The organism is Paenibacillus sp. FSL R7-0210 (assembly GCF_038009085.1).
Lineage (GTDB): Bacteria > Bacillota > Bacilli > Paenibacillales > Paenibacillaceae > Paenibacillus_AQ > Paenibacillus_AQ silagei.
Genome location: NZ_JBBPAR010000001.1, coordinates 7305311 through 7327169, shown reverse-complemented (window position 1 = coordinate 7327169; position 21859 = coordinate 7305311). Strand labels below are relative to the sequence as shown.

Below are 21859 nucleotides of genomic sequence, written 5' to 3'. Positions count from 1 at the left end.
AATGATAGTCAATTTACAAACATTAAGTCCACAGACCCAGGTGGTTCATAAAAAGACAAATGAAAAGTCCTTGCTGCCGAAGTGTACCCCGGTACAAAAACGTTCTCTTGCTGCTATTGTTTTAAGACGGCTGCCATCGCAGCACCAACTTCTATACCGCAGGCCTTGCCCAAATTCAGCATCGTGTCCACATAAGTGACCTTCACACCTTGTTTGTTGCAAAGCATTACAATTCTGGAAGTAAGCCGTTGATCTCCGTCCTCTGCCACATAGACTTCTGCGGCTTGGCCCAACTCCACCGCCTTGACGGTTTGCTTGGAACCGATCTTGACCTGAGCATCCTGTAACCCTCTGTCATCAGTCATGAAAATCATTACCTCCACTGAATAAGAATGACAAGACTACTCACGCACCTTAGACATATTAGCATCCTCAGCACATGATGTCAAGAAAAACGACAATAAATTTATTAATAATCACAGCAGACAGCCGCGTCACGCCAGATTTCTGCGTGACGCGGATACTGCTTGCCATGAGTATTCAATTATTCAGCGGGTACCGGCTCTAAAGCTTCTTCACTGCTTTCAGCATTCGGATCGCTCAGCTTCACATTACGGTAACGATTCATGCCTGTACCTGCAGGAATCAGCTTACCGATGATTACATTCTCTTTCAGACCGAGCAGCTTATCCACTTTACCCTTAATAGCTGCATCTGTTAAGACGCGGGTAGTTTCCTGGAAGGATGCCGCAGACAGGAATGAATCAGTTTCCAGGGAGGCCTTGGTAATCCCGAGCAGAACCGGTTTGGCGACTGCTGGTTCATTGCCGGCAAGAATGGCTTCCTTGTTGGCTGCTTCATATTCATGAATATCCGCAAATGCACCCGGCAGGAGACTGGTATCTCCGGCATCGATAATACGGATTTTGCGCAGCATCTGCTTGATCATAACTTCAATGTGCTTATCATTGATTTCAACGCCCTGGTTACGGTATACACGCTGTACTTCTTGCAGAATGTAGTTCTGTACCCCGCGGATCCCTTTGATACGCAGCATTTCTTTAGGGTCAATTGAACCGTCTGTTAATTCATCGCCGGCCTCAATCTCCTGGCCTTCGCTGACACGCAGACGGGAGCCGTAAGTGATGGAATACGTTTTGGACTCTGCTTCACCCTGGACTTCGATCTCGCGGCGGTCCTTGGTTTCGCGGATTTCCTTAACTACCCCGTCAATCTCACTGATTGTAGCCTGACCTTTAGGGTTACGGGCTTCAAACAGCTCCTGGATACGCGGCAAACCTTGCGTAATATCGTCTCCGGCTACACCACCGGTATGGAACGTACGCATGGTAAGCTGTGTTCCCGGTTCACCGATGGATTGTGCGGCAATAATACCGACAGCCTCCCCGATTTCCACGAATTTACCTGTTGCCAGGTTACGTCCGTAGCACTTCTTGCAGACACCGTGACGGGCACGGCAGCTCAGTACAGAGCGGATCTGCAGCTTGGTCACGCCAGCATTCACGATTTCTTCAGCCTTATCCGAGTCAATCAGATCGTTACGGTGAACGATGATTTCCTTCGTCTCAGGATGACGGACGGTCTCGAAGGAATAACGGCCTTCAATACGGTCGTAGAGATCCTCAATGACTTCCTTGCCATCCTGAATCCGGCTAACCATGAAGCCTTTATCAGTACCACAATCTTCTTCACGGACAATAACATCCTGCGCTACGTCAACCAGACGGCGCGTCAGGTACCCGGAATCCGCTGTACGCAGCGCTGTATCGGCCAGACCTTTACGCGCTCCGTGAGTGGAGATAAAGTACTCGAGGACGGTTAGACCTTCACGGAAGTTCGCTTTGATTGGCAATTCAAAGATTCGGCCCGAAGGTGTTGCCATCAGACCACGCATCCCACCGAGCTGGGTGATCTGCGATTTGTTACCACGCGCCTTGGAGTCGACCATGAGCATGATGGAGTTGAAGCGGTCCATTGATTTAAGCAATACGTTAGTCAGATCATCCTTGGTCTTCGACCAAATCTCGATAACGCGGTCATACCGCTCATCATTGGTAATCAGACCACGGCGGTATTGATTCGCAACCACATCAACCTTAGCTTCGGATTCCTTAAGAATGGTAGCTTTTTCCTCAGGCACGATAACATCCGATACGGCAACCGTAACACCGGAACGTGTAGAGTACGTAAAGCCGAGTTGCTTAATTTTATCCAGAATCACTGAAGTCTTGGTGGTGTGATACGTCTCAAAGCAGCGGGCGATAATGAGGCCCAGATATTCTTTACCTACAGCACTGGCTTCCGGAGCTGCCATGATCAGTTCGCGGACATCCGCACCCTTTTCATAGATGAAGTACTTCTCAGGAGTTCCCTGCAGCAGGTTAGTTTTGGTAGCTTCGTTGATATACGGGAAGCTGCTTGGATAGATTTCGTTGAAGATAATCTTACCCACAGTAGTGATCAGCAGAGCATTCTGCTGCGCTTCTGTGAAGCTGGTTTTACCCAGAGCCTTAACAGGAATAGCAACACGTGCATGCAGACCTGCAGTTCCGCGCTGATAAGCAGAGACCGCTTCATTCACGTTACGCAGGATCATCCCGGTACCCTTTTCTTCCTTGTTGTCCATGGTCAGGTAGAACGTACCAAGGACCATATCCTGGGAAGGGGTAACGACCGGCTTGCCGTCCTTAGGGTTCAGGATGTTACCGGACGCCAGCATGAGAATACGGGCTTCAGCTTGAGCCTCAGCGGACAGAGGAACGTGTACCGCCATCTGGTCACCGTCAAAGTCGGCATTGTAAGCCGTACATACGAGCGGGTGAAGACGGATCGCGTGACCTTCTACCAGAATTGGTTCGAACGCCTGGATACCCAGTCTATGCAGCGTAGGGGCACGGTTCAGCAGAACCGGATGCTCTCTGATTACCTCTTCAAGCACATCCCATACTTCAGGACTTACGCGCTCAACCTTGCGCTTCGCGCTCTTTATGTTGTGGGCTAGCCCTTTGTTAACCAGTTCTTTCATTACAAACGGTTTGAACAGCTCCAGTGCCATCTTCTTAGGAAGACCGCATTGGTACATCTTCAGGTAAGGTCCTACGACGATAACCGAACGGCCGGAATAGTCAACACGTTTACCGAGCAAGTTCTGGCGGAAACGTCCCTGTTTACCTTTCAGCATATGGCTGAGCGATTTGAGCGGACGGTTACCTGGTCCTGTTACAGGACGGCCGCGGCGGCCGTTGTCAATCAGCGCATCTACAGCTTCCTGAAGCATCCGTTTCTCATTCTGAACGATAATGTCAGGCGCGCCGAGGTCCAGCAGTCTTTTCAGACGGTTGTTCCGGTTAATTACACGGCGGTACAGGTCATTAAGGTCAGACGTAGCAAAACGGCCGCCATCAAGCTGAACCATTGGACGAAGCTCCGGAGGGATAACCGGGAGTACATCCATGATCATCCAGTCAGGCTTGTTGCCGGAGTTGCGGAAGGCCTCAATGACTTCCAGACGTTTGATTGCCCGGTTGCGGCGCTGGCCTTGAGCGGTACGCAGCTCTTCTTTGAGGAATTCCAGTTCTTTATCGATGTCGATATCCTGAAGCAGCTTTTTGACAGCTTCTGCACCCATGCCGGCCTGGAATCCGTAGCCATATTTCTCACGGTAGCTGCGGTATTCTTTCTCGGACAACAGCTGCTTCTTTTCCAGCGGAGTTTCCCCTGGATCAGTTACAACATAAGATGCAAAGTAGATAATCTCTTCGAGCGATCTAGGAGACATATCCAGCGCCAGACCCATACGGCTTGGAATACCTTTGAAATACCAGATATGAGATACAGGAGCTGCCAGTTCGATGTGGCCCATACGTTCGCGGCGGACTTTAGCGCGGGTAACTTCCACGCCGCAGCGGTCGCACACTACGCCCTTATAACGGACGCGTTTGTATTTACCACAGTGACATTCCCAGTCCTTTTGCGGTCCAAAAATACGTTCGCAAAAGAGACCCTCTTTTTCCGGTTTCAATGTACGATAGTTAATGGTTTCCGGTTTTTTAACTTCTCCGCGGGACCAAGAACGAATTTTTTCCGGGGAAGCGAGCCCGATTTTCATAAATTCAAAATTGTTAACGTCCAACAAGGAGCAACCCTCCTTAACCTATATCCTGATTTAGTACCACAGCCCTCTCTTGACGCTGAAGTCAACAGAGGGCATGGTCCTTTGTGTAATGAAATTATTGGCTTGCTGGTGAACTACTCTATGCCGACTTCTGCGCCTTCCAAATTGAGGCTCAGCTTATCGCCTGACGTCTCGTCCTCATCGTCCAGTTCCTTCATCTCGATCTCCTGCTCGTCACCGCTGAGGATTTTGACATCCATCCCGAGCGACTGCAGTTCCTTGATCAATACCTTGAACGATTCCGGTACACCCGGTTCTGGAACATTTTCACCTTTGACAATGGATTCGTACGTTTTCACACGGCCGACCACATCATCGGATTTCACGGTCAAAATCTCTTGCAGTGTATACGCCGCGCCGTAAGCTTCAAGCGCCCACACTTCCATCTCCCCGAAACGCTGTCCGCCGAACTGAGCTTTACCGCCCAGTGGCTGTTGTGTAACGAGTGAGTAAGGACCTGTGGAACGGGCATGAATCTTATCGTCAACCATGTGCGCAAGCTTGATCATGTGCATGACGCCGACAGTAACCTCACGCTCGAAGCGCTCGCCTGTACGTCCGTCATACAGCACAGTCTTACCATTACGCTGCATACCGGCTTCTTCCATCGTATCGAACACGTCATACTCACGGGCTCCGTCGAATACCGGAGTAGCCACGTGGATACCTAGACGCAGTGCAGCCATACCAATATGGACTTCAAGCACCTGTCCGATGTTCATACGGGAAGGAACGCCCAGCGGGTTCAGGACAACCTGTACCGGCGTACCGTCAGGAAGGAACGGCATATCTTCTTCTGGCAGGATACGGGCAACGACACCCTTGTTACCGTGACGTCCGGCCATCTTGTCACCTTCAGAAATTTTACGCTTCTGGGCGATGTAGACACGAACCAGCTGATTCACGCCAGGAGGCAGCTCATCGCCGTTCTCACGTGTGAATACTTTGACGTCAACGATAATACCATCACTACCATGCGGAACACGCAGGGAGGTATCACGAACTTCACGGGCCTTCTCACCGAAGATCGCATGCAGCAGGCGTTCCTCAGCAGTCAGCTCAGTTACACCCTTCGGAGTAACCTTACCTACCAGAATATCGCCGGCATTGATTTCCGCACCGATACGGATAATTCCGCGCTCATCCAGATTGCGGAGCGCCTCTTCACCGACGTTAGGAATATCACGTGTGATCTCTTCAGGTCCGAGCTTCGTATCACGGGCTTCGGATTCGTATTCCTCGATGTGGATCGAAGTGTATACATCTTCCTTCACCAGCTTCTCACTCAGCAGGATCGCATCCTCGTAGTTGTAGCCTTCCCAAGTCATGAACGCAACGACTACGTTGCGGCCAAGCGCAAGTTCGCCCATTTCTGTGGAAGGTCCATCTGCCAGGATGTCACCTTTTTTGACGATATCCCCACGTTTAGCCAGCGGACGCTGGTTAATACAGGTACCCTGGTTCGAACGCATGAATTTGTGTAATTTATATTTAACGATATCGCCTTTGACTTCCTTGCCTTCAACTGCCTCAACACGGCGCAGCCAGATTTCATTGGCAGAGGAGCGTTCGATAATACCGTCATATTTGGAGACAATACATACGCCGGAGTCTTTAGCAGACTTATGCTCCATCCCTGTCCCTACAAGCGGAGCCTTAGGAATAAGAAGCGGAACAGCCTGACGCTGCATGTTCGATCCCATCAGTGCGCGGTTGGAGTCATCGTTCTCAAGGAACGGAATGAGCGCCGTTGCGACCGATACGACCTGTTTTGGCGAAACGTCCATGTAGTCTACACGGTTGCTAGGCATAGTAGTGATGTTGTCTGAATCCTTGTTGTAACGAACGATAACCTGGTCTTCCTTAAAGGAGCCATCCTCATCGATCAGTACATTCGCCTGTGCAACTACATAGTTATCTTCTTCATCGGCAGTCAGATAATCGATTTGCTCAGTTACCTTACCAGTCTTCGGATCTACCCAACGATACGGAGCTTCGATAAAGCCGTATTCATTGATGCGGGCGAAGGTGGACAAGGAGTTGATCAGACCGATATTCGGACCTTCCGGAGTCTCGATAGGACACATACGGCCATAGTGACTGTGATGGACGTCGCGGACTTCAAAACCTGCGCGTTCACGAGTCAGACCGCCGGGTCCGAGTGCAGACAGACGGCGCTTATGCGTAAGCTCGGCAAGCGGGTTCGTCTGATCCATGAACTGGGACAGCTGCGAACTGCCGAAGAACTCTTTGATCGATGCGATAACCGGACGGATGTTGATCAGCGCCTGCGGTGTAATCGCATTGGCATCCTGAATCGACATTCTCTCGCGGACTACGCGCTCCATACGGGATAGACCGATCCGGAACTGATTCTGCAGAAGCTCACCTACAGAACGCAGACGGCGGTTACCCAGATGGTCAATATCATCCGTGTTGCCGATACCATGCAGCAAATTAATAAAGTAGCTGATTGAGGATATAATATCAGCCTGAGTAATATGCTTAACCGATTTATCAATGTTGCCATTGGCGATCAGTTTGATGATACGGCCTTCTTCGATTGGCGAGAATACGTCAATGGTCTGAAGCGGAATATCTTCGCTGTCCATTACACCGCCGGTTACACGGTAGTTTTTGGCAGCCATACTCTTCTCGAAATAAGGAATCAGCTCATCAAGCAGGCGGCGGTCCACCATTTGGCCGGATTCTGCCAGGATTTCTCCGGTAGATTCATCAACCAAAGGCTGTGCCAGACGCTGATTGAACAGACGATTCTTAATATGCAGCTTTTTGTTGATTTTGTAACGGCCTACATTGGCCAAATCATAACGTTTCGGATCAAAGAAACGTGCGACGAGCAAGCTCTTGGCATTATCAAGTGTAGGTGGTTCGCCCGGACGCAGACGCTCGTAGATTTCAATAAGCGCCTTCTCCGTGGAATCCGTGTTGTCTTTATCCAGCGTGTTGCGAATATATTCATCATTGCCAAGCAGTTCCAGAATTTCAGCATCACTGCCGAAGCCCAGAGCACGCAAGAGGACTGTTACCGGGATCTTACGAGTCCGGTCGATACGGACATACATGATGTCCTTAGCGTCGGTCTCAAGCTCCAGCCAGGCTCCGCGATTTGGAATTACTGTGGCGGTGTAAGTTTTTTTGCCATTCTTATCCACTTTTGTGCTGAAATAGACGCTTGGAGAGCGAACCAACTGGCTGACAATAACCCGTTCCGCACCATTGATAATAAAAGTGCCGGTTTCCGTCATCAGAGGGAAATCTCCCATGAACACTTCCTGCTCTTTAACCTCACCGGTCTCCTTATTGATGAGACGCACCTTCACACGCAGAGGTGCTGCATATGTTACGTCCCGCTCTTTAGCGTCGTCAACCGTGTACTTCGGTTCACCCAGGCTGTAATCAATGAACTCTAGTACCAAATTCCCTGTGAAATCCTGGATCGGCGAGATGTCCTGGAACATTTCCCGCAATCCTTCCTCCAAAAACCAATCATAAGATTTTTGTTGGATCTCGATCAGGTTCGGGACCTCGAGTACCTCGTTAATTCTCGCATAGCTCCGCCGAGTGCGTCGACCATACTGAACAAGATGTCCTGCCAACTTTACTCACCCCTCATGTCTACTCACTTAAAAATTGATTGCGAACCCTTGTTTGGACCCGTATAATGGAACCATAACACAAGGATTCAGCCATAAATACAGAAAAGCCCCTTATCGAAATCTTTCGAAAAAAGAGCACATCTATCCACGGCCAAAATACTCCTTATCCAGTAGATTTGCCCAAAACGTGCGTATTATACGTCACCAGGCTACAGTTCATGCGCTATTATCTATTGCCCCGGCGACCTTCGCCGTGACAGGAACATAGAGAACGGAATTCGCAAAAACCTGCCGTGCGGCATGCGCTTACCGGGCGACAATATATCACTTGACATTTCAGCAAACTAAAGACATGGAGCCTAGCTTAATACTGACATTTTATAATAATACCACTACGGACATCGCATGTCAATGAGTATTATTATTTATTTTTGAGCTTTTAAGATTCTATAGCCCTTGTCTTTCCCTACTTCTTCTACCACTGCAAACATACTCTCCAGCTTGGCAACCGCCGACGGCGCACCCTGCTTCTTCTGAATGACAACCCACAGACAACCGCCCTCATTCAAATGATCATACGCCTGTTCAAAAATCGCATGAACTACGGCCTTGCCGGCGCGAATCGGCGGGTTGGTTAGAATCACATCGAAGGACTGCCCCTCTACTGCCGATAGCACATCACTTTCCATCACCGTAACATTGCGGATTCCATTATGCTGCGCATTCTCGCGGGCAAGCTCTACCGCACGGCTGTTGATATCAATCATCGTTACATGTCCCTTGGAAGCGAGATGCGCCGCACTAATCCCTATAGGCCCGTAACCACAACCCACATCCAGCACCTTCGCATCCTCCGGAATCTCCATCGCCTCAATCAGAACACGGCTGCCATGATCAATATCTCCTTTTGAAAAAACACCGGCGTCGCTGGTAAAGCGTAGGCGTTTGCCTCTCAGCTCCGTATCGATGCTGCGTCTGTCATGACGCGCTTCCGGCTGCTGCGAGTAATAATGCTGCGACATACTATCCTCCCTTTCACGTTGAACTACACATACCTGCAAGGCTCCCTTATAGAGCAACCCCCTTGAACAAGTTCAAGGGGGTTGCGGAAACCGGAGAGAATGACTTCTGCCCCGGGGCAGTACCTATTGAATCAACTTATTTTACTTCTACAGCTGCGCCTGCTTCTTCCAATTTTGCTTTGGTAGCTTCGGCTTCTTCTTTGCTTACTTTTTCTTTGATTGCTTTTGGAGCGTTATCTACAACTTCTTTAGCTTCTTTCAAGCCAAGACCTGTGATTTCGCGAACGATTTTGATAACGTTGATTTTGGAAGCGCCAGCGCTTGTCAAAATTACGTCGAATTCGGACTGTTCAGCTTCAACAGCTGCTACAGCGCCGCCAGCTGCTACTGGAGCTGCTGCAGTTACGCCGAATTCTTCTTCGATTGCTTTTACCAGGTCGTTCAGTTCCAGTACGCTCATGCCTTTAATTTCTTCTAAGATTGTTTCTTTGCTCATGATTGAACCTCCATTATATTTGAATTGGTATGTGGTCTTGATTATGAAGCTGGAAGCAAAGGCTTACGCGCTTTGTTCTTCTTTCTCAGCAACAGCTTTAACTGCAAGCGCGAAGTTGCGCATTGGAGCTTGAAGCACGCTAAGCAGCATGGAGAGCAAACCATCGCGGGATGGCAGTTCAGCCAGTGCTTTCAGTTGGTCCGCATCGATAACTTTACCTTCTACAACGCCGCCTTTCAGTTTCAAAGCGTCGTTCTTCTTAGCGAAGTCATTTAGAATCTTAGCTGCTACTACCGCATCAGTCTCGCTGAATGCGATCGCTGTAGGACCCGTCAGGACAGCGTCCAGATCAGTCAGCTCAGCTGCCGCAGTTGCACGGCGAAGCAATGTGTTCTTCAGGACTTGAAACTCAACGCCAGCTTCACGAAGCTGCTTACGCAGTTCAGTCACTTGCGATACGTTCAATCCGCGGTAGTCTGCAACAACAGTGGAGACACTGTTCTGCAGTTTGCCAGTCACAACATCAACCGCATCCTGTTTAGCTTGGATTACTTTTGCATTTGCCAATTATATACACCTCCTGAAAATTTATGTCACGGCGGTTATTCCGGAGAAACTCCGCCGTTCCTACGCAGGCATTAGAAAAGCCTCCGCAGATTCACGAAGGCTTGATAAAACGGAAAGTTAATCAGGCGAGCCTGGCACTTTTTGTTTCTATCACAACACCTCGGTAGGAAATTAAGCCCTACGGCACCTACTGTCTACGGTAAGCATATTCACATTTAAGATTGATCACCTTAATGTTTACAACTGTTATAGATTATCAAAGATAACTCGAGGAGTCAACCTTTAATTATCTGAAAGCAGCCGCGTTCACACGAGCGCTAGGTCCCATTGTGGACGAAATAGCGATGCCTTTAAGGTATACACCTTTGGCAGCAGCCGGTTTCGCACGGTTCAGAGCGTCCATAAGAGCTTTAAGGTTCTCGTTCAGTTGTTCAGCGTTGAAAGACACTTTGCCGATTGGCGCGTGAATTTGGCCCGCTTTGTCAAGACGGTATTCGATCTTACCGGCTTTGATTTCTTGAACAGCCTTGGTAACGTCGAAAGTAACTGTACCTGCTTTAGGGTTAGGCATGAGACCTTTACCACCGAGCAGACGACCCAGTTTACCGACTTCACTCATCATATCAGGTGTAGCTACGCAGACGTCGAATTCGAACCAGCCCTGTTGAATCTTGTTGATCATATCAGCATCACCAACAAAATCAGCGCCAGCAGCTTCCGCTTCCTTCGCTTTTTCACCTTTTGCAAATACAAGCACGCGTTGTGTTTTGCCTGTGCCGTGAGGCAGGACAACAACACCACGAACTGCCTGGTCTTGTTTACGCGGGTCTACACCCAGACGAACTGCTGCTTCAACGGTTTCGTCGAATTTGGCAGTTGCCGCCTTTTTCACAAGCTCTACAGCTTCTGAAGGCTCGTAAGTCGCTTCGCTGTTGATCAGCTTCGCGGATTCTTGGTACTTCTTACCATGTTTAGCCATGAAATGTTCCTCCTTTGTGGTATTAGCGGAAATTCCTCCCACATATTGCGGTCATGAATGACCGGTTCATCGAATACATATTAGTCTTCGATTGTGATTCCCATACTGCGGGCAGTACCTTCAACCATACGCATTGCAGCTTCAACAGATGCAGCGTTCAGATCGGGCATTTTGGTTTCAGCGATTTCACGAACCGCTGCGCGGCCCAGCTTCGCTACTTTTTTCTTGTTTGGTTCACCGGAGCCTTTTTCTACTTTTGCAGCGATGCGAAGCAGAACAGCAGCCGGAGGAGTTTTGGTGATGAAGGTAAACGAACGGTCTTCAAATACAGTAATTTCAACCGGGATGATCAGACCAGCCTGGTCGGCAGTACGAGCGTTGAATTCCTTACAGAATGCCATGATGTTGACACCCGCTTGACCTAACGCCGGACCTACTGGAGGCGCTGGATTCGCTTTCCCTGCAGGAATCTGCAGTTTCACCATTTTAATAACTTTTTTAGCCATGAGTGACACCTCCTTGCGTAAATAGTGGTATTCGAATGCTAAACAGCATTCTCCCACAAGAAACCCTTGTGCTTGTTATATCTTCTCCACTTGAGTGAAATCCAACTCCAGCGGGGTTTCCCGTCCAAACATGTTGACATGTACCTTGATCTTGCTTTTGTCTGCCAAAATTTCTTCCACGGAGCCCACAAAATTCGCAAATGGACCGACCATAATACGTACGGATTCCTTAATTTCGAAATCAATCTTCGCTTTAGGTTCAACCATGCCCATATGCTTCAGAATCTGTTCAACCTCTTCGGGTAGCAGAGCGGTAGGCTTAGAGCCCGAACCAGTTGAACCGACAAATCCGGTAACGCCCGGCGTATTGCGGACAACATACCAGGAATCATCAGTCTGAACCATTTCGACCAAAACGTAACCAGGGTAAACTTTGCGCATGACAGTTTTTTTCTTGCCATCCTTGTTTACCAGCTCTTCTTCCATAGGAACAAGAACGCGGAATATTTTGTCTTCCATGCCCATGGACTCAACGCGTTTTTCCAAATTGGCCTTGACCTTATTCTCATACCCGGAATAGGTATGAACAACATACCATCTTTTTTCCATATCAAGCCACCTGGGACCTCTCTAAATAATCGCTTCAATCACAGCGGAAATACCGATGTCCAGAACCCAGAAGTAAAGAGAAATAACTACAATTGTACCGAGAACGATCAATGTATAGTTCTTCAGTTCTTTACGGCTAGGCCAGCGAACCTTTTTGAGTTCACTCCAGCTCTCAGTGAAAAAGGAAAACAAAGACTTGAAACTACGTTTCACGCCGACTACACCTCCAAAAGACTATCTGGTTTCGCGATGAGGAGTTTGCTCGTTACAGAACTTGCAAAATTTCTTCATCTCCAAGCGGTCGGGGTGATTTCGCTTGTTTTTGGTTGTTGCATAGTTTCTTTGTTTGCAACTTGTACAAGCCAAAGTGATAATTACCCGCATGATGTGCACCTCCCGAAGACGTACTTCTAATCATCAAATTAGAAGACGTAGATATTGATTCAAAAAAAAGCCGCGAATTTAGGCCTACCTAAAACACTTTAGCATAATATCAATGTCTGTGTCAACGAAAGTTTCCCCCATCGCACTGGGTAATTCCGGGTGCTGTAGCCTTATGCCATAAGTCATCTTTGATCCTGTTTCTTCTTTTACCGCTAGCTGTCTTCCATAATCATTATGCTGCAATCCGCTTGTGTATAAACCTGCCATCATCCAACGTTTCAGCAATTGTAAATTCGTCGTATCCAAATCTAGCGGACACTAAAAAAAGACTCGAGTCCCGAGCCTTCCTAGTCATTATATCATTAATTGTCACGCACTTCCAGATATCTTTCCAATTTACGTTTCACACGCTGCAAAGCATTGTCAATGGACTTCACATGCCGCTTCAAATCCTCGGCAATCTCCTGATAGGAACGTCCATCCAGATAGAGCATCAGAACCTTGCGTTCCAGATCACTCAGAATCTCGGCCATCTTATCTTCCAGTCCGATGAACTCCTCCTGGTTGATAATCAGCTCTTCCGGGTCCAGCACCTGACTTCCGCATATCACATCCATCAATGTCCGGTCGGAGTCCTCATCATAGATGGGCTTGTCTAACGAGACATATGAATTAAGCGGAATATGCTTCTGGCGGGTAGCGGTCTTAATGGCGGTTATAATCTGACGGGTAATGCACAGCTCGGCAAAGGCCTTGAACGATGACAGCTTGTCACCCTTGAAGTCACGGATGGCCTTGTATAAGCCAATCATGCCTTCCTGCACAATATCTTCACGATCTGCCCCGATCAAAAAATAGGAACGGGCCTTGGCACGCACAAAATTACGGTACTTGTTAATTAAATGCTCCAATGCGCCACTGTCGCCACCACGGAAGATCTCGACAATTTCTTCATCACTTATGAAATCATACTCGGACAGCATTATTTCCTTGAGGTCGACACTCACCAAGAATCCCCCCGGCTGCAACGCAAGACACATCGTTACTTCTCGAAATATAGGAACAGTATATATTATGTTACCTTACACCGTCAACCGGATTTGTCCAAAAACAATCTTCAATAACATATTATGTCATTTTCTCGTGAGGGGCAACTGCTATTCCTGTCCTACTGCCTGCGCCAGTCCTCCAGCCGTTTACGTGTCTCCGGCGGCAGCTTGTCTTCAAGCGAGTGACGGGTCCCGCTCACGCTTCCCGGCTCGATCGCCTTCTTCACCTGCTTCTGGTTCTCCTCAATCTCAAGCCTCAGTTCCCTGGCTGAAATCCGGAGTGCGCCCTGGGCAAAAACGACATGCTGCTCCACAAAATCGCTGGTGGCTACCGAGATCTGTCTGCGGCGGTGCGTGAATTCCCCAACCAGCCGTTCGATGCATTCATCTGCCGTTTCCTTCTCCTTGGTGAAGAAGACCTGGATCTTCCCTTGTTCAAACGACCTGCCCAGTCCCGGCACACGGTAGGCATCGAATACGGCAATGACGCGCAGCCCGGAGAATGCCTGATAATCGGCCAGCATATCGAGCAGCCGGTCGCGTGCCCCCTGCATACCGGTCTGCGACAATGCCGCAAGCTCCGGCCAGCCGCCGATCATATTGTATCCGTCCACGAGCAGGATATCGCGCCAGTCTGCCATAGTTATCCCTGTTCTTGGCGGCGGCGGAGTACCTCGTACATGATTACGCCCGCTGCTACTGAAGCATTCAGAGAGTTGATTCTTCCGGCCATCGGCAGCTTAAGCAGCACATCGCATTTCTCACGGATCAGGCGGCCCATCCCCTTGTTCTCATTGCCGATCACCACTGCTACCGGCCCGGTGACAATATCCGATCCGAACAGATTCTGATCGGTATCCACATCCGTGCCGACTACCCAGACTCCCTGCTCCTTCAGCCGGTCAATGGTCTGTCCCAGATTCGTTACGCGGGCCACAGGCACATATTCGACTGCACCAGCCGAGGTCTTGGATACGGTAGCTGTAATCTGCGCAGAGCGGCGCTTCGGCACAATGACTCCGTGCACACCTGTGCAGTCAGCCGTACGCAGGATAGACCCGAGGTTATGCGGATCTTCAATTTCGTCCAGCAGGAGCAGAAACGGCGGTTCTCCCTTGGCTTCAGCAATTGCCAGAATATCAGCAACCTCCGTGTAGGCAAAAGGCGCCGCTTGCGCCACCACTCCCTGGTGCTGAACGCCAGGTGCAAGCTGATCCAGCTTGCGCTTGTCTACATGCTGAATGACAATGCCCGCCTTGCGCGCTTCCGCAACGATAGGTGCGGTCAGGTGCTTTTGTGCAGTTTCGGCGATCCATATTTTGTTGAGTGTACGTCCCGCTCTAAGGGCTTCAAGCACCGAATGCTTGCCTGCCAGTATTTCCTCTTCAGTTCTCAATTCTTCCATTGTTTTATCTCCTGTTCTGTATACTCACTTGGGGCGGTGCATCATATATTCGATACTGCTGTGAACAAGCTCCTGGATTCTCGCTTGCTGTCCTGTGTAATATAAATAGCCGATCATGCATTCAAAAGCAGTGGCGTGGCGGTATTCCAGCACATCCGCATTTTTGGGAATGCTGCCGGATTTGGCATTGCGCCCCCGTCTGACCACATCCTTCTCATCCTCGGTGAGCACCGGGTCCAGATAAGCAAGAATGTTGCTCTGAGCTCTGGCGGAGACCAGTCCGGTCGCCGACCGGTGCAGATGCTGGGGGCGCAAATTAGGCAGCGAGATCAGATACTGCCGGACTGCAACTTCGTAGATAGCGTCACCTGCATAAGCAAGGACGATTGGAGGCAGCAGATGGGCAGGCTTAGAGGGTTCATACGGGAACCAGGCGCGGTTCAGATCAAACAGCCCGTTCATTTGCGCCGCCACCGCATTCCCTGTGGAGTATCTTCCAGCAGAATTCCCAGCGCATTCAGCTCATCGCGGATTTCATCCGACCGGCTCCAGTTCTTGTTCTTGCGCGCTTCCACACGCTCTGCAATCAGGCGTTCCACCTCTTCGCTTGCCACTTCTTCCTCAGTCTCTACCGTGAGGCGAAGCACCGCATTCATCTCGGCAAAAGCCTTCAGCAGCGCGGCGAAGTCAGCCGGATTCGCCTCAGGATCAGCAAGCGTAAGGTTCGCCAGGCTCACCCAGTCGAACACCGCCGTAATAGCGTCCGGTGTATTGAAATCATCCTGCATCCGCGCATGGAAGTTGCTAAGGATAGCGGCCAGCCGCTCCGTAACCTGCAGACTTGCCTCACCCTCTGCCCCCTCCGCCAACAGCTCAAGGCGGTGCTTCACATTGCCTTCTGCCAGAGCGATCCGCTCTACGCTTTTCTCAGCAGACAGCAGTGCTTCCTCGGTGAAGTTCAGCGGATTGCGGTAATGGCTGGATAGCATGAAGTAACGGATAGCACCCTGCTTGAAGCGCGCGCGGATATCCTTCACGAGGAGGCCATTCCCCAGCGACTTTGACATTTTCTCGTCACCGATATTCAGAAAAGCATTATGCATCCAGTAATTCGACAGCGGTTCACCCGTCAGCGCTTCGGTCTGGGCACATTCGCATTCATGATGCGGGAATTTCAAATCCTCTCCGCCGCCGTGAATGTCGATCGTTGTACCCAAATATTCACGCACCATCGCCGAGCATTCAATATGCCAGCCTGGACGGCCCTCTCCCCATGGACTGGACCAGTGCACTTCGCCCGGCTTGGCTGCCTTCCAGAGTACGAAATCCTCCTGGTTCTCCTTGCGCGAATCCACCTCGACACGGATACCGAAGCGCAGCTCCTCCAGATTCTGGCGGGACAGCTTGCCGTAATTGGCAAATTTCCCGGTACGGTAATACACATCTCCGCCGTTCTCATACGCGTAGCCTTTGTCTTCAAGCTCCTTAATGAACTCGATAATCGTGTCCATGCTCTCCGTAACGCGCGGATTCATCGTCGCAGGCTTCACGCCCAGCCCGGCCAGATCCTCCTGGTAGGCGGCAATGAACATTTCGGCAACCTCGGCTACGGTGATGTTCAGCTCCTCCGCCTTGCGGATCATTTTATCATCTACATCGGTGAAATTTGTCAGATAGCGGACTTCATTACCAAGCGTCTCCAGGTAGTTGCGCACCATGTCAAAAACAATGACCGGTCTTGCATTCCCGATATGCATATAGCCGTAGACCGTGGGTCCGCAGACGTACATCTTCACCTTATCCGGCTCCTGCGGTACAAATTCTTCCTTCGTGCGCGTCATTGTGTTGTAAATGTGCAAAGCCATTCTTGTCCCAACCCTTTCTATTGTCCCCGGATTTCTGAAATGCCGGTGCTCTTAAATTTCGTAATCGCCGATATATTGCTGGCTTTCGAGCCGCCGCTGTTCCTGCTTCTGCTTATCTTCAGCACCCATCTTTTCTCTTAGCTCCTCAATCTCCTTCTGCAGGAACTTGAGGGAATCGATTAGCGGGTCAGGCATCTTGGTATGATCCAGCCGGTCGGATACACGTTCGCCGTTACGCTTGACTACACGCCCGGGATTGCCGACTACCGTGCTGTTGTTAGGCACTTCACGCAGCACGACTGCGTTAGAGCCGATATTAGAATTATCGCCGATCCGGAAGGAACCCAGTACTTTGGCACCAGAGCCGATGACTACATTGTTGCCGACGGTAGGGTGCCGCTTGCCCTTCTCTTTGCCGGTCCCCCCGAGTGTAACTCCCTGATAGATAATAACATCATCGCCAATCTCACAGGTCTCACCAATGACAATACCCATTCCGTGGTCAATAAACAACCGGCTGCCGATGACCGCGCCCGGATGAATCTCCACTCCCGTCATGAACCGGCTGATCTGCGAGACCATGCGTGCCAGGGTAAACCAGCGGCGTTTATAAAAAGAGTGGGCCATCCGGTGTGCCCAGATCGCATGAAGCCCGGCGTAGGTGAAGACGACCTCGAACCTGCTGCGGGCAGCGGGATCATTGTCGAATACTGCCCGAATGTCCGACTTGATATGCTTAAACATCGCGGTTCCCCTCTTCTTTGGATGCTATATTTCAAGTTACATTCTTATATTTCAACAAAAAACGCCCCTGCAGCATGATAGCTGCAGAGACGTTTAACCGCGGTCCCACTCTGCTTGAACATTCGTATATGCCAGAGCTGTTACACTTCGCAGCCGCTGTATCCGGTGTTCCTCTTGGTGTCTGTAACGGCGACAGCCCGGCACAGTCTACAGCCCCGCCCAGGGACATTCAACCATGCAGCTCACAGGTGCATTTTCAGCGGCAGACAAATGAATAACTCCCAGCCTGCAAGGGCATTCGCCCTTAAGCGGTTATTCTCTCTGGTAATTGTCTGTACACGCCTACTTTTCCTGATCCCAGCTATTCTTATATCCTTCTATCTTAGCGAAAAGCCGCAGAACTGACAAGGGTCTTCTCCCCTTGCATGTCCCTGCCCTAAGCGCCTTTGATTTGTGATTTCAGGCGTTCGATCACCCGGCTGCGGCCAAGCAGCGCAATCGTTGCATTCAAGTCGCGGCCATGCATCTGTCCGGTAAGAGCGACACGAATCGGCATAAACAGCGCTTTGCCTTTGTGACCGGTCTCCTTCTGCACTTCCTTGATCAGAACAGCCATATGCGGGGCGCTGAAATCTTCGGCAGCCTCCACTTTGGCCAGAAATGCGGACAGCACTTCAGGAACCTGAGCTTCGGCAAGCACCCCTGCCGCTTCGGTCTCCAGCTCCAGGTGGCTGCGGAAGAACAGCTCGGAGAGGGCGACAATATCCGACGCAGCTGTCATTTGCTCCTGGTACAGCGCAACCAGGCTCTCCGCCCAGCTCTGCTGCTCCTCACTGAGTACCTCAGGCAGACGGCCCGCCTTCTGCAAATGAGGAATGGCAAGTGCCGCTATCCGCTTAGGATCGGCATGCTTGATATAGTGATTGTTCAGATGCGCCAGCTTGTTCGTATCGAACACTGCCGGGCTCTTCGACAGACGGTCCGCCGTAAAGATCGAGATCAGCTCTTCCTTGGTGAAGATCTCCTCTTCACCCTCAGGCGACCAGCCCAGCAGGGTGATGAAGTTGAATAGAGCTTCCGGCAGGTAGCCGAGCTGATCGTACTGTTCAATAAACTGAATGATCGATTCATTCCGTTTGCTCAGCTTCTTATGGTCATCGCCGACAATCAGCGTCATATGTCCGAAGAGCGGAGCTTCCCAGCCCAGTGCCTCATAAATCATGAGCTGGCGCGGGGTATTGGAGATATGATCTTCTCCGCGCAGCACATGGGAGATAGCCATCAGATGGTCGTCCACCGCTACAGCGAAGTTATAGGTCGGAATACCGTCCTTCTTCACGATGACGAAGTCACCCATTTCTTTGCTGTTGAACGAAATGCTGCCTTTTACGATATCATTGAAGGTATAAGTGCGGTCTTCCGGAACAAGGAAACGGATGCTGGCCACGCGTCCCTCTGCCTCAAAGGCCAGGCGCTGCTCCTCGGTCAGATTACGGTGTTTGCCGGAATAACGCGGGGTTTCGCCGCGTGCCGTCTGCTCCTCGCGTTCAGCCTCCAGCTCTTCCTCTGTGCAATAGCAGCGGTAAGCCAGGCCGCGGTCCAGCAGATCCTGCCAGTAGACACGGTACAGATCCAGACGTTCAGTCTGGCGGTAAGGCCCGTATTCGCCGCCTACATCCACGCTTTCATCCCAATCGATTCCCAGCCACTTCAAATACTTCAGCTGGCTCTCTTCACCTTCTGCAATGTTGCGCTTAAGATCCGTATCTTCGATCCGGATAATGAATTTGCCGCCCAGATTGCGGGCGAACAGATAGTTAAACAAGGCTGTTCTGGCATTTCCGATATGTAAATGTCCCGTAGGGCTCGGTGCGTAACGCACCCGAACTTGATCCGCCATGGGTTTCCCTCCGCTTCATATTGGTTGAAATCAGGCCTTTACTTACGCTAAAGCCATCTCACGATGATATCACATCTTGCAGCAGACAAACAATAGATTGGGCGGCAATTCCCTCTCCGCGCCCTGCGAAGCCAAGCTGCTCGGTCGTTGTTGCTTTTACATTCACCTTCGATACGTCAGCGTTCAGCGTGCGGGCAATAATCTCCGTCATCTGCGGAATATAAGGCGCCATCTTCGGTTGTTGCGCTATGATGGTTGAATCGATATTCCCCAGCCGGTATCCGCGCTCACGCGCAAGTGCCCATACCTGCTCCAGCAGCTTCAGGCTGTCTGCATCCTTGAAGGCCGGATCGGTATCGGGAAAATGTCTGCCGATATCCCCAAGGCCCAGCGCTCCCAGTATAGCGTCGCTTACCGCATGCAGCAGCACATCCGCATCGGAATGCCCCAGCAGCCCCTTCTCATAAGGAATCGTCACTCCGCCGATAATACACGGCCTTCCCTCAACCAGCTGGTGTACGTCAAATCCTTGTCCTACAGCAATCATCTGTGTCCCTCTCCCCTGCTTCTTACTGTGAATTCAGCGAAATCCAAGTCCTCCGGCGTCGTGATCTTAATATTCATGTAGCTTCCTTCTACAACTGACACGGTAATGCCGCTGCGTTCCGCCAGACTGGAATCATCTGTCCCGAGAAAACCGTCCCGCTCTGCCTCCTCATAGGCGGACAGCAGATCGGACAAACGAAAAGTCTGCGGGGTCTGAATCGCCCACAGACTTCGCCGGTCCGGCGTTGACAGCACCTTGCCTTCACTGTCGACCTGCTTGATCGTATCCTTAACCGGTACTGCAAGCACCGACGCTCCGGCGGACTGCGCCCGCTCGTAGCAAGCTTCTATCTCGCTGTCCTGTACGAACGGCCTTACCCCGTCATGAACCATGACCCAATGGGTCTTAAGTTCATCCAGTCCGCGGCGTACCGAGTGCTGGCGCTCCGTTCCCCCAGGAATGACCGCAGCTACTTTATCCAGCTTGAAGGCTTGTACCCATTGCTTACAGCGCTGCACATCCTCTTCCCCGGTGACAAGCACAATCTCGGAGATCAGCTTATGCCGCTGGAATACCTCCAGGGTATGCACGAGTATCGGCTTGCCCTGCAGCAGCAAATATTGCTTGCTCTCTGCCGTTCCCATCCGGGTTCCTCTGCCTGCCGCTACGATAACGACGCCAACACTGTTTGACATGCTTTCGGCTCCTGTCTTTCTTTCACGTATACTCCCATCATAACGTGTTTGGCTGGCATTTCCAAGCCCGAAAGGGTGCTGCCGGAGACCACAGCTGAACTTATTGTGCTTTTTCCAGAAGCTTCGGTTTGGCAAAAATCATCCGTCCTGCCGATGTCTGCAGCACGCTCGTCACCAGAACCTCCATCGTAGTGCCGATATAATCCCGGCCGCCCTCCACCACAATCATCGTGCCATCGTCCAGATAGGCTACGCCTTGTCCATGTTCTTTACCATCCTTGATCACCTGAACAATGATCTCTTCGCCCGGCAGAACCACCGGCTTCACTGCATTCGCCAAGTCATTAATATTCAGCACCGACACTCCCTGCAGCTCGCATACCTTGTTAAGGTTAAAGTCGTTGGTGACGACCTTGCCGTGCAGTACTTTCGCCAGCTTGACCAGCTTGCTGTCCACTTCTGAGATCTCCTCGAAATCCCCTTCATAGATCAGCACCTTAACGTCCAGCTCTTTCTGAATCTTATTCAGAATATCAAGCCCTCTGCGTCCGCGGTTACGCTTCAGCAGATCCGATGAATCCGCAATATGCTGCAGCTCCTCCAGCACGAACTCAGGAATAACAATCGTGCCTTCGATGAAGCCCGTTTTACAGATGTCAGCAATCCTCCCGTCAATAATCACGCTAGTATCGAGGATTTTATGCTCCTGAGTTCCACGTTCCTCCGGTTCAGCAGAGCGTGCCCAGCGTCCGGTGTTCCAGAGCGAAGCCAGCTCCTCCTTCTTTTCCAGCCCGATCCGCAGGCCCATATAGCCCAGAGCAAGCGTAGCAGCTACCTGCAGCAGCTCACCTGCTTTACCCAGCCAGGACATAGCGGGATACAGCAGCAGAGACAGCAGCAGACCTCCCGTAAGCCCTGCTGCGCCTGCAGCAAGCTCATTCATCGGGATACCCGAGCAATACGCAACCATCTCCCGCAGCTTTGAACTTGCCCATTCCGCGCATAAAGTCCCCGCAATCAGAAAAATAATGGCACCCAGCACCGCAAACAAAATGCTTCCTTCCATAGGCAAGCTATCCTCCAGTTTCCCAAGGCCTACCGGGAACCCTCTTTCTGCCGCGTGATATAGCGAATAACCGGACCAGGCTCCACAACACCCGGCAAGTATCAAAACAGACTTTTTCCACATAACCTCGCACCTCCTTTTATTCATCCATCAATCCTCTATACCTCACCAGTATGTTCCAATTTTTAGGACGATAATCCGGGAGCGCGT

21 protein-coding genes and 1 other annotated feature are annotated in these 21859 nt (G+C 50.7%); all 21 genes read right to left on the bottom strand.

Annotation, left to right across the window (positions count from 1 at the left end; all coding sequences use genetic code 11):
- Positions 1–113: 113 nt before the first annotated feature.
- Positions 114–365, bottom strand: a complete 252-nt coding sequence (locus MKY64_RS31300) for a ribosomal L7Ae/L30e/S12e/Gadd45 family protein (RefSeq protein ID WP_036692367.1) — start codon at positions 363–365, stop codon at positions 114–116.
- A 179-nt stretch (positions 366–544) separates the two neighbouring features.
- Positions 545–4156: a DNA-directed RNA polymerase subunit beta' gene (gene rpoC, locus MKY64_RS31295; RefSeq protein WP_036721855.1), complete on the bottom strand. Its 3612-nt coding sequence runs from the start codon at positions 4154–4156 to the stop codon at positions 545–547.
- Between the two features lie 113 nt (positions 4157–4269).
- On the bottom strand, positions 4270–7815 hold the full coding sequence (gene rpoB / locus MKY64_RS31290; protein ID WP_036721858.1) for a DNA-directed RNA polymerase subunit beta: 3546 nt from the start codon (positions 7813–7815) through the stop codon (positions 4270–4272).
- 425 nt (positions 7816–8240) lie between these two features.
- The gene (locus MKY64_RS31285; protein ID WP_339311760.1) at positions 8241–8837 is read right to left on the bottom strand and encodes a class I SAM-dependent methyltransferase; all 597 of its coding nucleotides are present in this window, start codon (positions 8835–8837) and stop codon (positions 8241–8243) included.
- A gap of 136 nt (positions 8838–8973) precedes the next feature.
- Positions 8974–9333, bottom strand: a complete 360-nt coding sequence (gene rplL / locus MKY64_RS31280) for a 50S ribosomal protein L7/L12 (protein WP_036721862.1) — start codon at positions 9331–9333, stop codon at positions 8974–8976.
- Between the two features lie 63 nt (positions 9334–9396).
- Entirely contained in the window at positions 9397–9900 is a 504-nt protein-coding gene (gene rplJ / locus MKY64_RS31275; RefSeq protein WP_036721864.1) for a 50S ribosomal protein L10, read from the bottom strand.
- Between the two features lie 64 nt (positions 9901–9964).
- Positions 9965–10118: a sequence feature (ribosomal protein L10 leader region), on the bottom strand.
- Between the two features lie 68 nt (positions 10119–10186).
- On the bottom strand, positions 10187–10879 hold the full coding sequence (rplA, locus tag MKY64_RS31270) for a 50S ribosomal protein L1 (protein ID WP_036692357.1): 693 nt from the start codon (positions 10877–10879) through the stop codon (positions 10187–10189).
- Positions 10880–10959: 80 nt separating this feature from the next.
- The gene (gene rplK / locus MKY64_RS31265) at positions 10960–11385 is read right to left on the bottom strand and encodes a 50S ribosomal protein L11 (RefSeq protein WP_019908208.1); all 426 of its coding nucleotides are present in this window, start codon (positions 11383–11385) and stop codon (positions 10960–10962) included.
- Positions 11386–11460: 75 nt separating this feature from the next.
- Positions 11461–11994 (bottom strand): transcription termination/antitermination protein NusG, encoded by a 534-nt coding sequence (gene nusG / locus MKY64_RS31260; protein WP_020427084.1) that lies wholly within the window; start codon positions 11992–11994, stop codon positions 11461–11463.
- A gap of 21 nt (positions 11995–12015) precedes the next feature.
- The gene (gene secE, locus MKY64_RS31255) at positions 12016–12207 is read right to left on the bottom strand and encodes a preprotein translocase subunit SecE (protein ID WP_036692354.1); all 192 of its coding nucleotides are present in this window, start codon (positions 12205–12207) and stop codon (positions 12016–12018) included.
- Between the two features lie 21 nt (positions 12208–12228).
- Positions 12229–12378 (bottom strand): 50S ribosomal protein L33, encoded by a 150-nt coding sequence (rpmG, locus tag MKY64_RS31250; protein WP_074086515.1) that lies wholly within the window; start codon positions 12376–12378, stop codon positions 12229–12231.
- A gap of 362 nt (positions 12379–12740) precedes the next feature.
- Positions 12741–13385 (bottom strand): RNA polymerase sporulation sigma factor SigH, encoded by a 645-nt coding sequence (gene sigH / locus MKY64_RS31245; protein WP_036721868.1) that lies wholly within the window; start codon positions 13383–13385, stop codon positions 12741–12743.
- Positions 13386–13546: 161 nt separating this feature from the next.
- The gene (locus MKY64_RS31240; protein WP_036692346.1) at positions 13547–14068 is read right to left on the bottom strand and encodes an NYN domain-containing protein; all 522 of its coding nucleotides are present in this window, start codon (positions 14066–14068) and stop codon (positions 13547–13549) included.
- 2 nt (positions 14069–14070) lie between these two features.
- Complete coding sequence (rlmB, locus tag MKY64_RS31235; RefSeq protein WP_036721871.1) at positions 14071–14832, bottom strand: 23S rRNA (guanosine(2251)-2'-O)-methyltransferase RlmB; 762 nt, start codon at positions 14830–14832, stop codon at positions 14071–14073.
- Between the two features lie 24 nt (positions 14833–14856).
- A complete protein-coding gene (locus tag MKY64_RS31230; RefSeq protein ID WP_036721873.1) occupies positions 14857–15294 on the bottom strand; it encodes a Mini-ribonuclease 3 in 438 nt (145 codons plus the stop codon).
- Positions 15291–16697 carry a cysteine--tRNA ligase gene (gene cysS, locus MKY64_RS31225; protein WP_340957834.1) on the bottom strand — a complete coding sequence of 469 codons (1407 nt, stop codon included), beginning with the start codon at positions 16695–16697 and terminating at the stop codon, positions 15291–15293. Before cysS ends, MKY64_RS31230 begins: the two co-directional genes overlap by 4 nt.
- Before the next feature lie 51 nt (positions 16698–16748).
- A complete protein-coding gene (gene cysE / locus MKY64_RS31220) occupies positions 16749–17441 on the bottom strand; it encodes a serine O-acetyltransferase (RefSeq protein WP_036721878.1) in 693 nt (230 codons plus the stop codon).
- Between the two features lie 436 nt (positions 17442–17877).
- On the bottom strand, positions 17878–19341 hold the full coding sequence (gltX, locus tag MKY64_RS31215; protein WP_036721880.1) for a glutamate--tRNA ligase: 1464 nt from the start codon (positions 19339–19341) through the stop codon (positions 17878–17880).
- A 58-nt stretch (positions 19342–19399) separates the two neighbouring features.
- Positions 19400–19888 carry a 2-C-methyl-D-erythritol 2,4-cyclodiphosphate synthase gene (gene ispF, locus MKY64_RS31210; RefSeq protein WP_076081728.1) on the bottom strand — a complete coding sequence of 163 codons (489 nt, stop codon included), beginning with the start codon at positions 19886–19888 and terminating at the stop codon, positions 19400–19402.
- On the bottom strand, positions 19885–20583 hold the full coding sequence (ispD, locus tag MKY64_RS31205) for a 2-C-methyl-D-erythritol 4-phosphate cytidylyltransferase (protein WP_036721883.1): 699 nt from the start codon (positions 20581–20583) through the stop codon (positions 19885–19887). The genes ispF and ispD overlap by 4 nt, the downstream gene beginning before the upstream one ends.
- Before the next feature lie 100 nt (positions 20584–20683).
- Entirely contained in the window at positions 20684–21772 is a 1089-nt protein-coding gene (locus MKY64_RS31200; protein WP_339251625.1) for a PIN/TRAM domain-containing protein, read from the bottom strand.
- Positions 21773–21859: the final 87 nt, after the last annotated feature.

Excerpts from the sequence above, each read along its gene's own strand:
- MKY64_RS31300 (WP_036692367.1), bottom strand. The coding sequence starts at position 365 with ATGACTGATGACAGAGGGTTACAGGATGCTCAGGTCAAGATCGGTTCC.
- MKY64_RS31285 (WP_339311760.1), bottom strand. The coding sequence starts at position 8,837 with ATGTCGCAGCATTATTACTCGCAGCAGCCGGAAGCGCGTCATGACAGA.
- rplL (WP_036721862.1), bottom strand. The coding sequence starts at position 9,333 with ATGAGCAAAGAAACAATCTTAGAAGAAATTAAAGGCATGAGCGTACTG.
- rplA (WP_036692357.1), bottom strand. The coding sequence starts at position 10,879 with ATGGCTAAACATGGTAAGAAGTACCAAGAATCCGCGAAGCTGATCAAC.
- rplK (WP_019908208.1), bottom strand. The coding sequence starts at position 11,385 with ATGGCTAAAAAAGTTATTAAAATGGTGAAACTGCAGATTCCTGCAGGG.
- nusG (WP_020427084.1), bottom strand. The coding sequence starts at position 11,994 with ATGGAAAAAAGATGGTATGTTGTTCATACCTATTCCGGGTATGAGAAT.
- rpmG (WP_074086515.1), bottom strand. The coding sequence starts at position 12,378 with ATGCGGGTAATTATCACTTTGGCTTGTACAAGTTGCAAACAAAGAAAC.
- MKY64_RS31240 (WP_036692346.1), bottom strand. The coding sequence starts at position 14,068 with ATGGCAGACTGGCGCGATATCCTGCTCGTGGACGGATACAATATGATC.
- rlmB (WP_036721871.1), bottom strand. The coding sequence starts at position 14,832 with ATGGAAGAATTGAGAACTGAAGAGGAAATACTGGCAGGCAAGCATTCG.
- MKY64_RS31230 (WP_036721873.1), bottom strand. The coding sequence starts at position 15,294 with ATGAACGGGCTGTTTGATCTGAACCGCGCCTGGTTCCCGTATGAACCC.
- cysS (WP_340957834.1), bottom strand. The coding sequence starts at position 16,697 with ATGGCTTTGCACATTTACAACACAATGACGCGCACGAAGGAAGAATTT.
- cysE (WP_036721878.1), bottom strand. The coding sequence starts at position 17,441 with ATGTTTAAGCATATCAAGTCGGACATTCGGGCAGTATTCGACAATGAT.
- gltX (WP_036721880.1), bottom strand. The coding sequence starts at position 19,341 with ATGGCGGATCAAGTTCGGGTGCGTTACGCACCGAGCCCTACGGGACAT.
- ispF (WP_076081728.1), bottom strand. The coding sequence starts at position 19,888 with ATGATTGCTGTAGGACAAGGATTTGACGTACACCAGCTGGTTGAGGGA.
- ispD (WP_036721883.1), bottom strand. The coding sequence starts at position 20,583 with ATGTCAAACAGTGTTGGCGTCGTTATCGTAGCGGCAGGCAGAGGAACC.
- MKY64_RS31200 (WP_339251625.1), bottom strand. The coding sequence starts at position 21,772 with ATGTGGAAAAAGTCTGTTTTGATACTTGCCGGGTGTTGTGGAGCCTGG.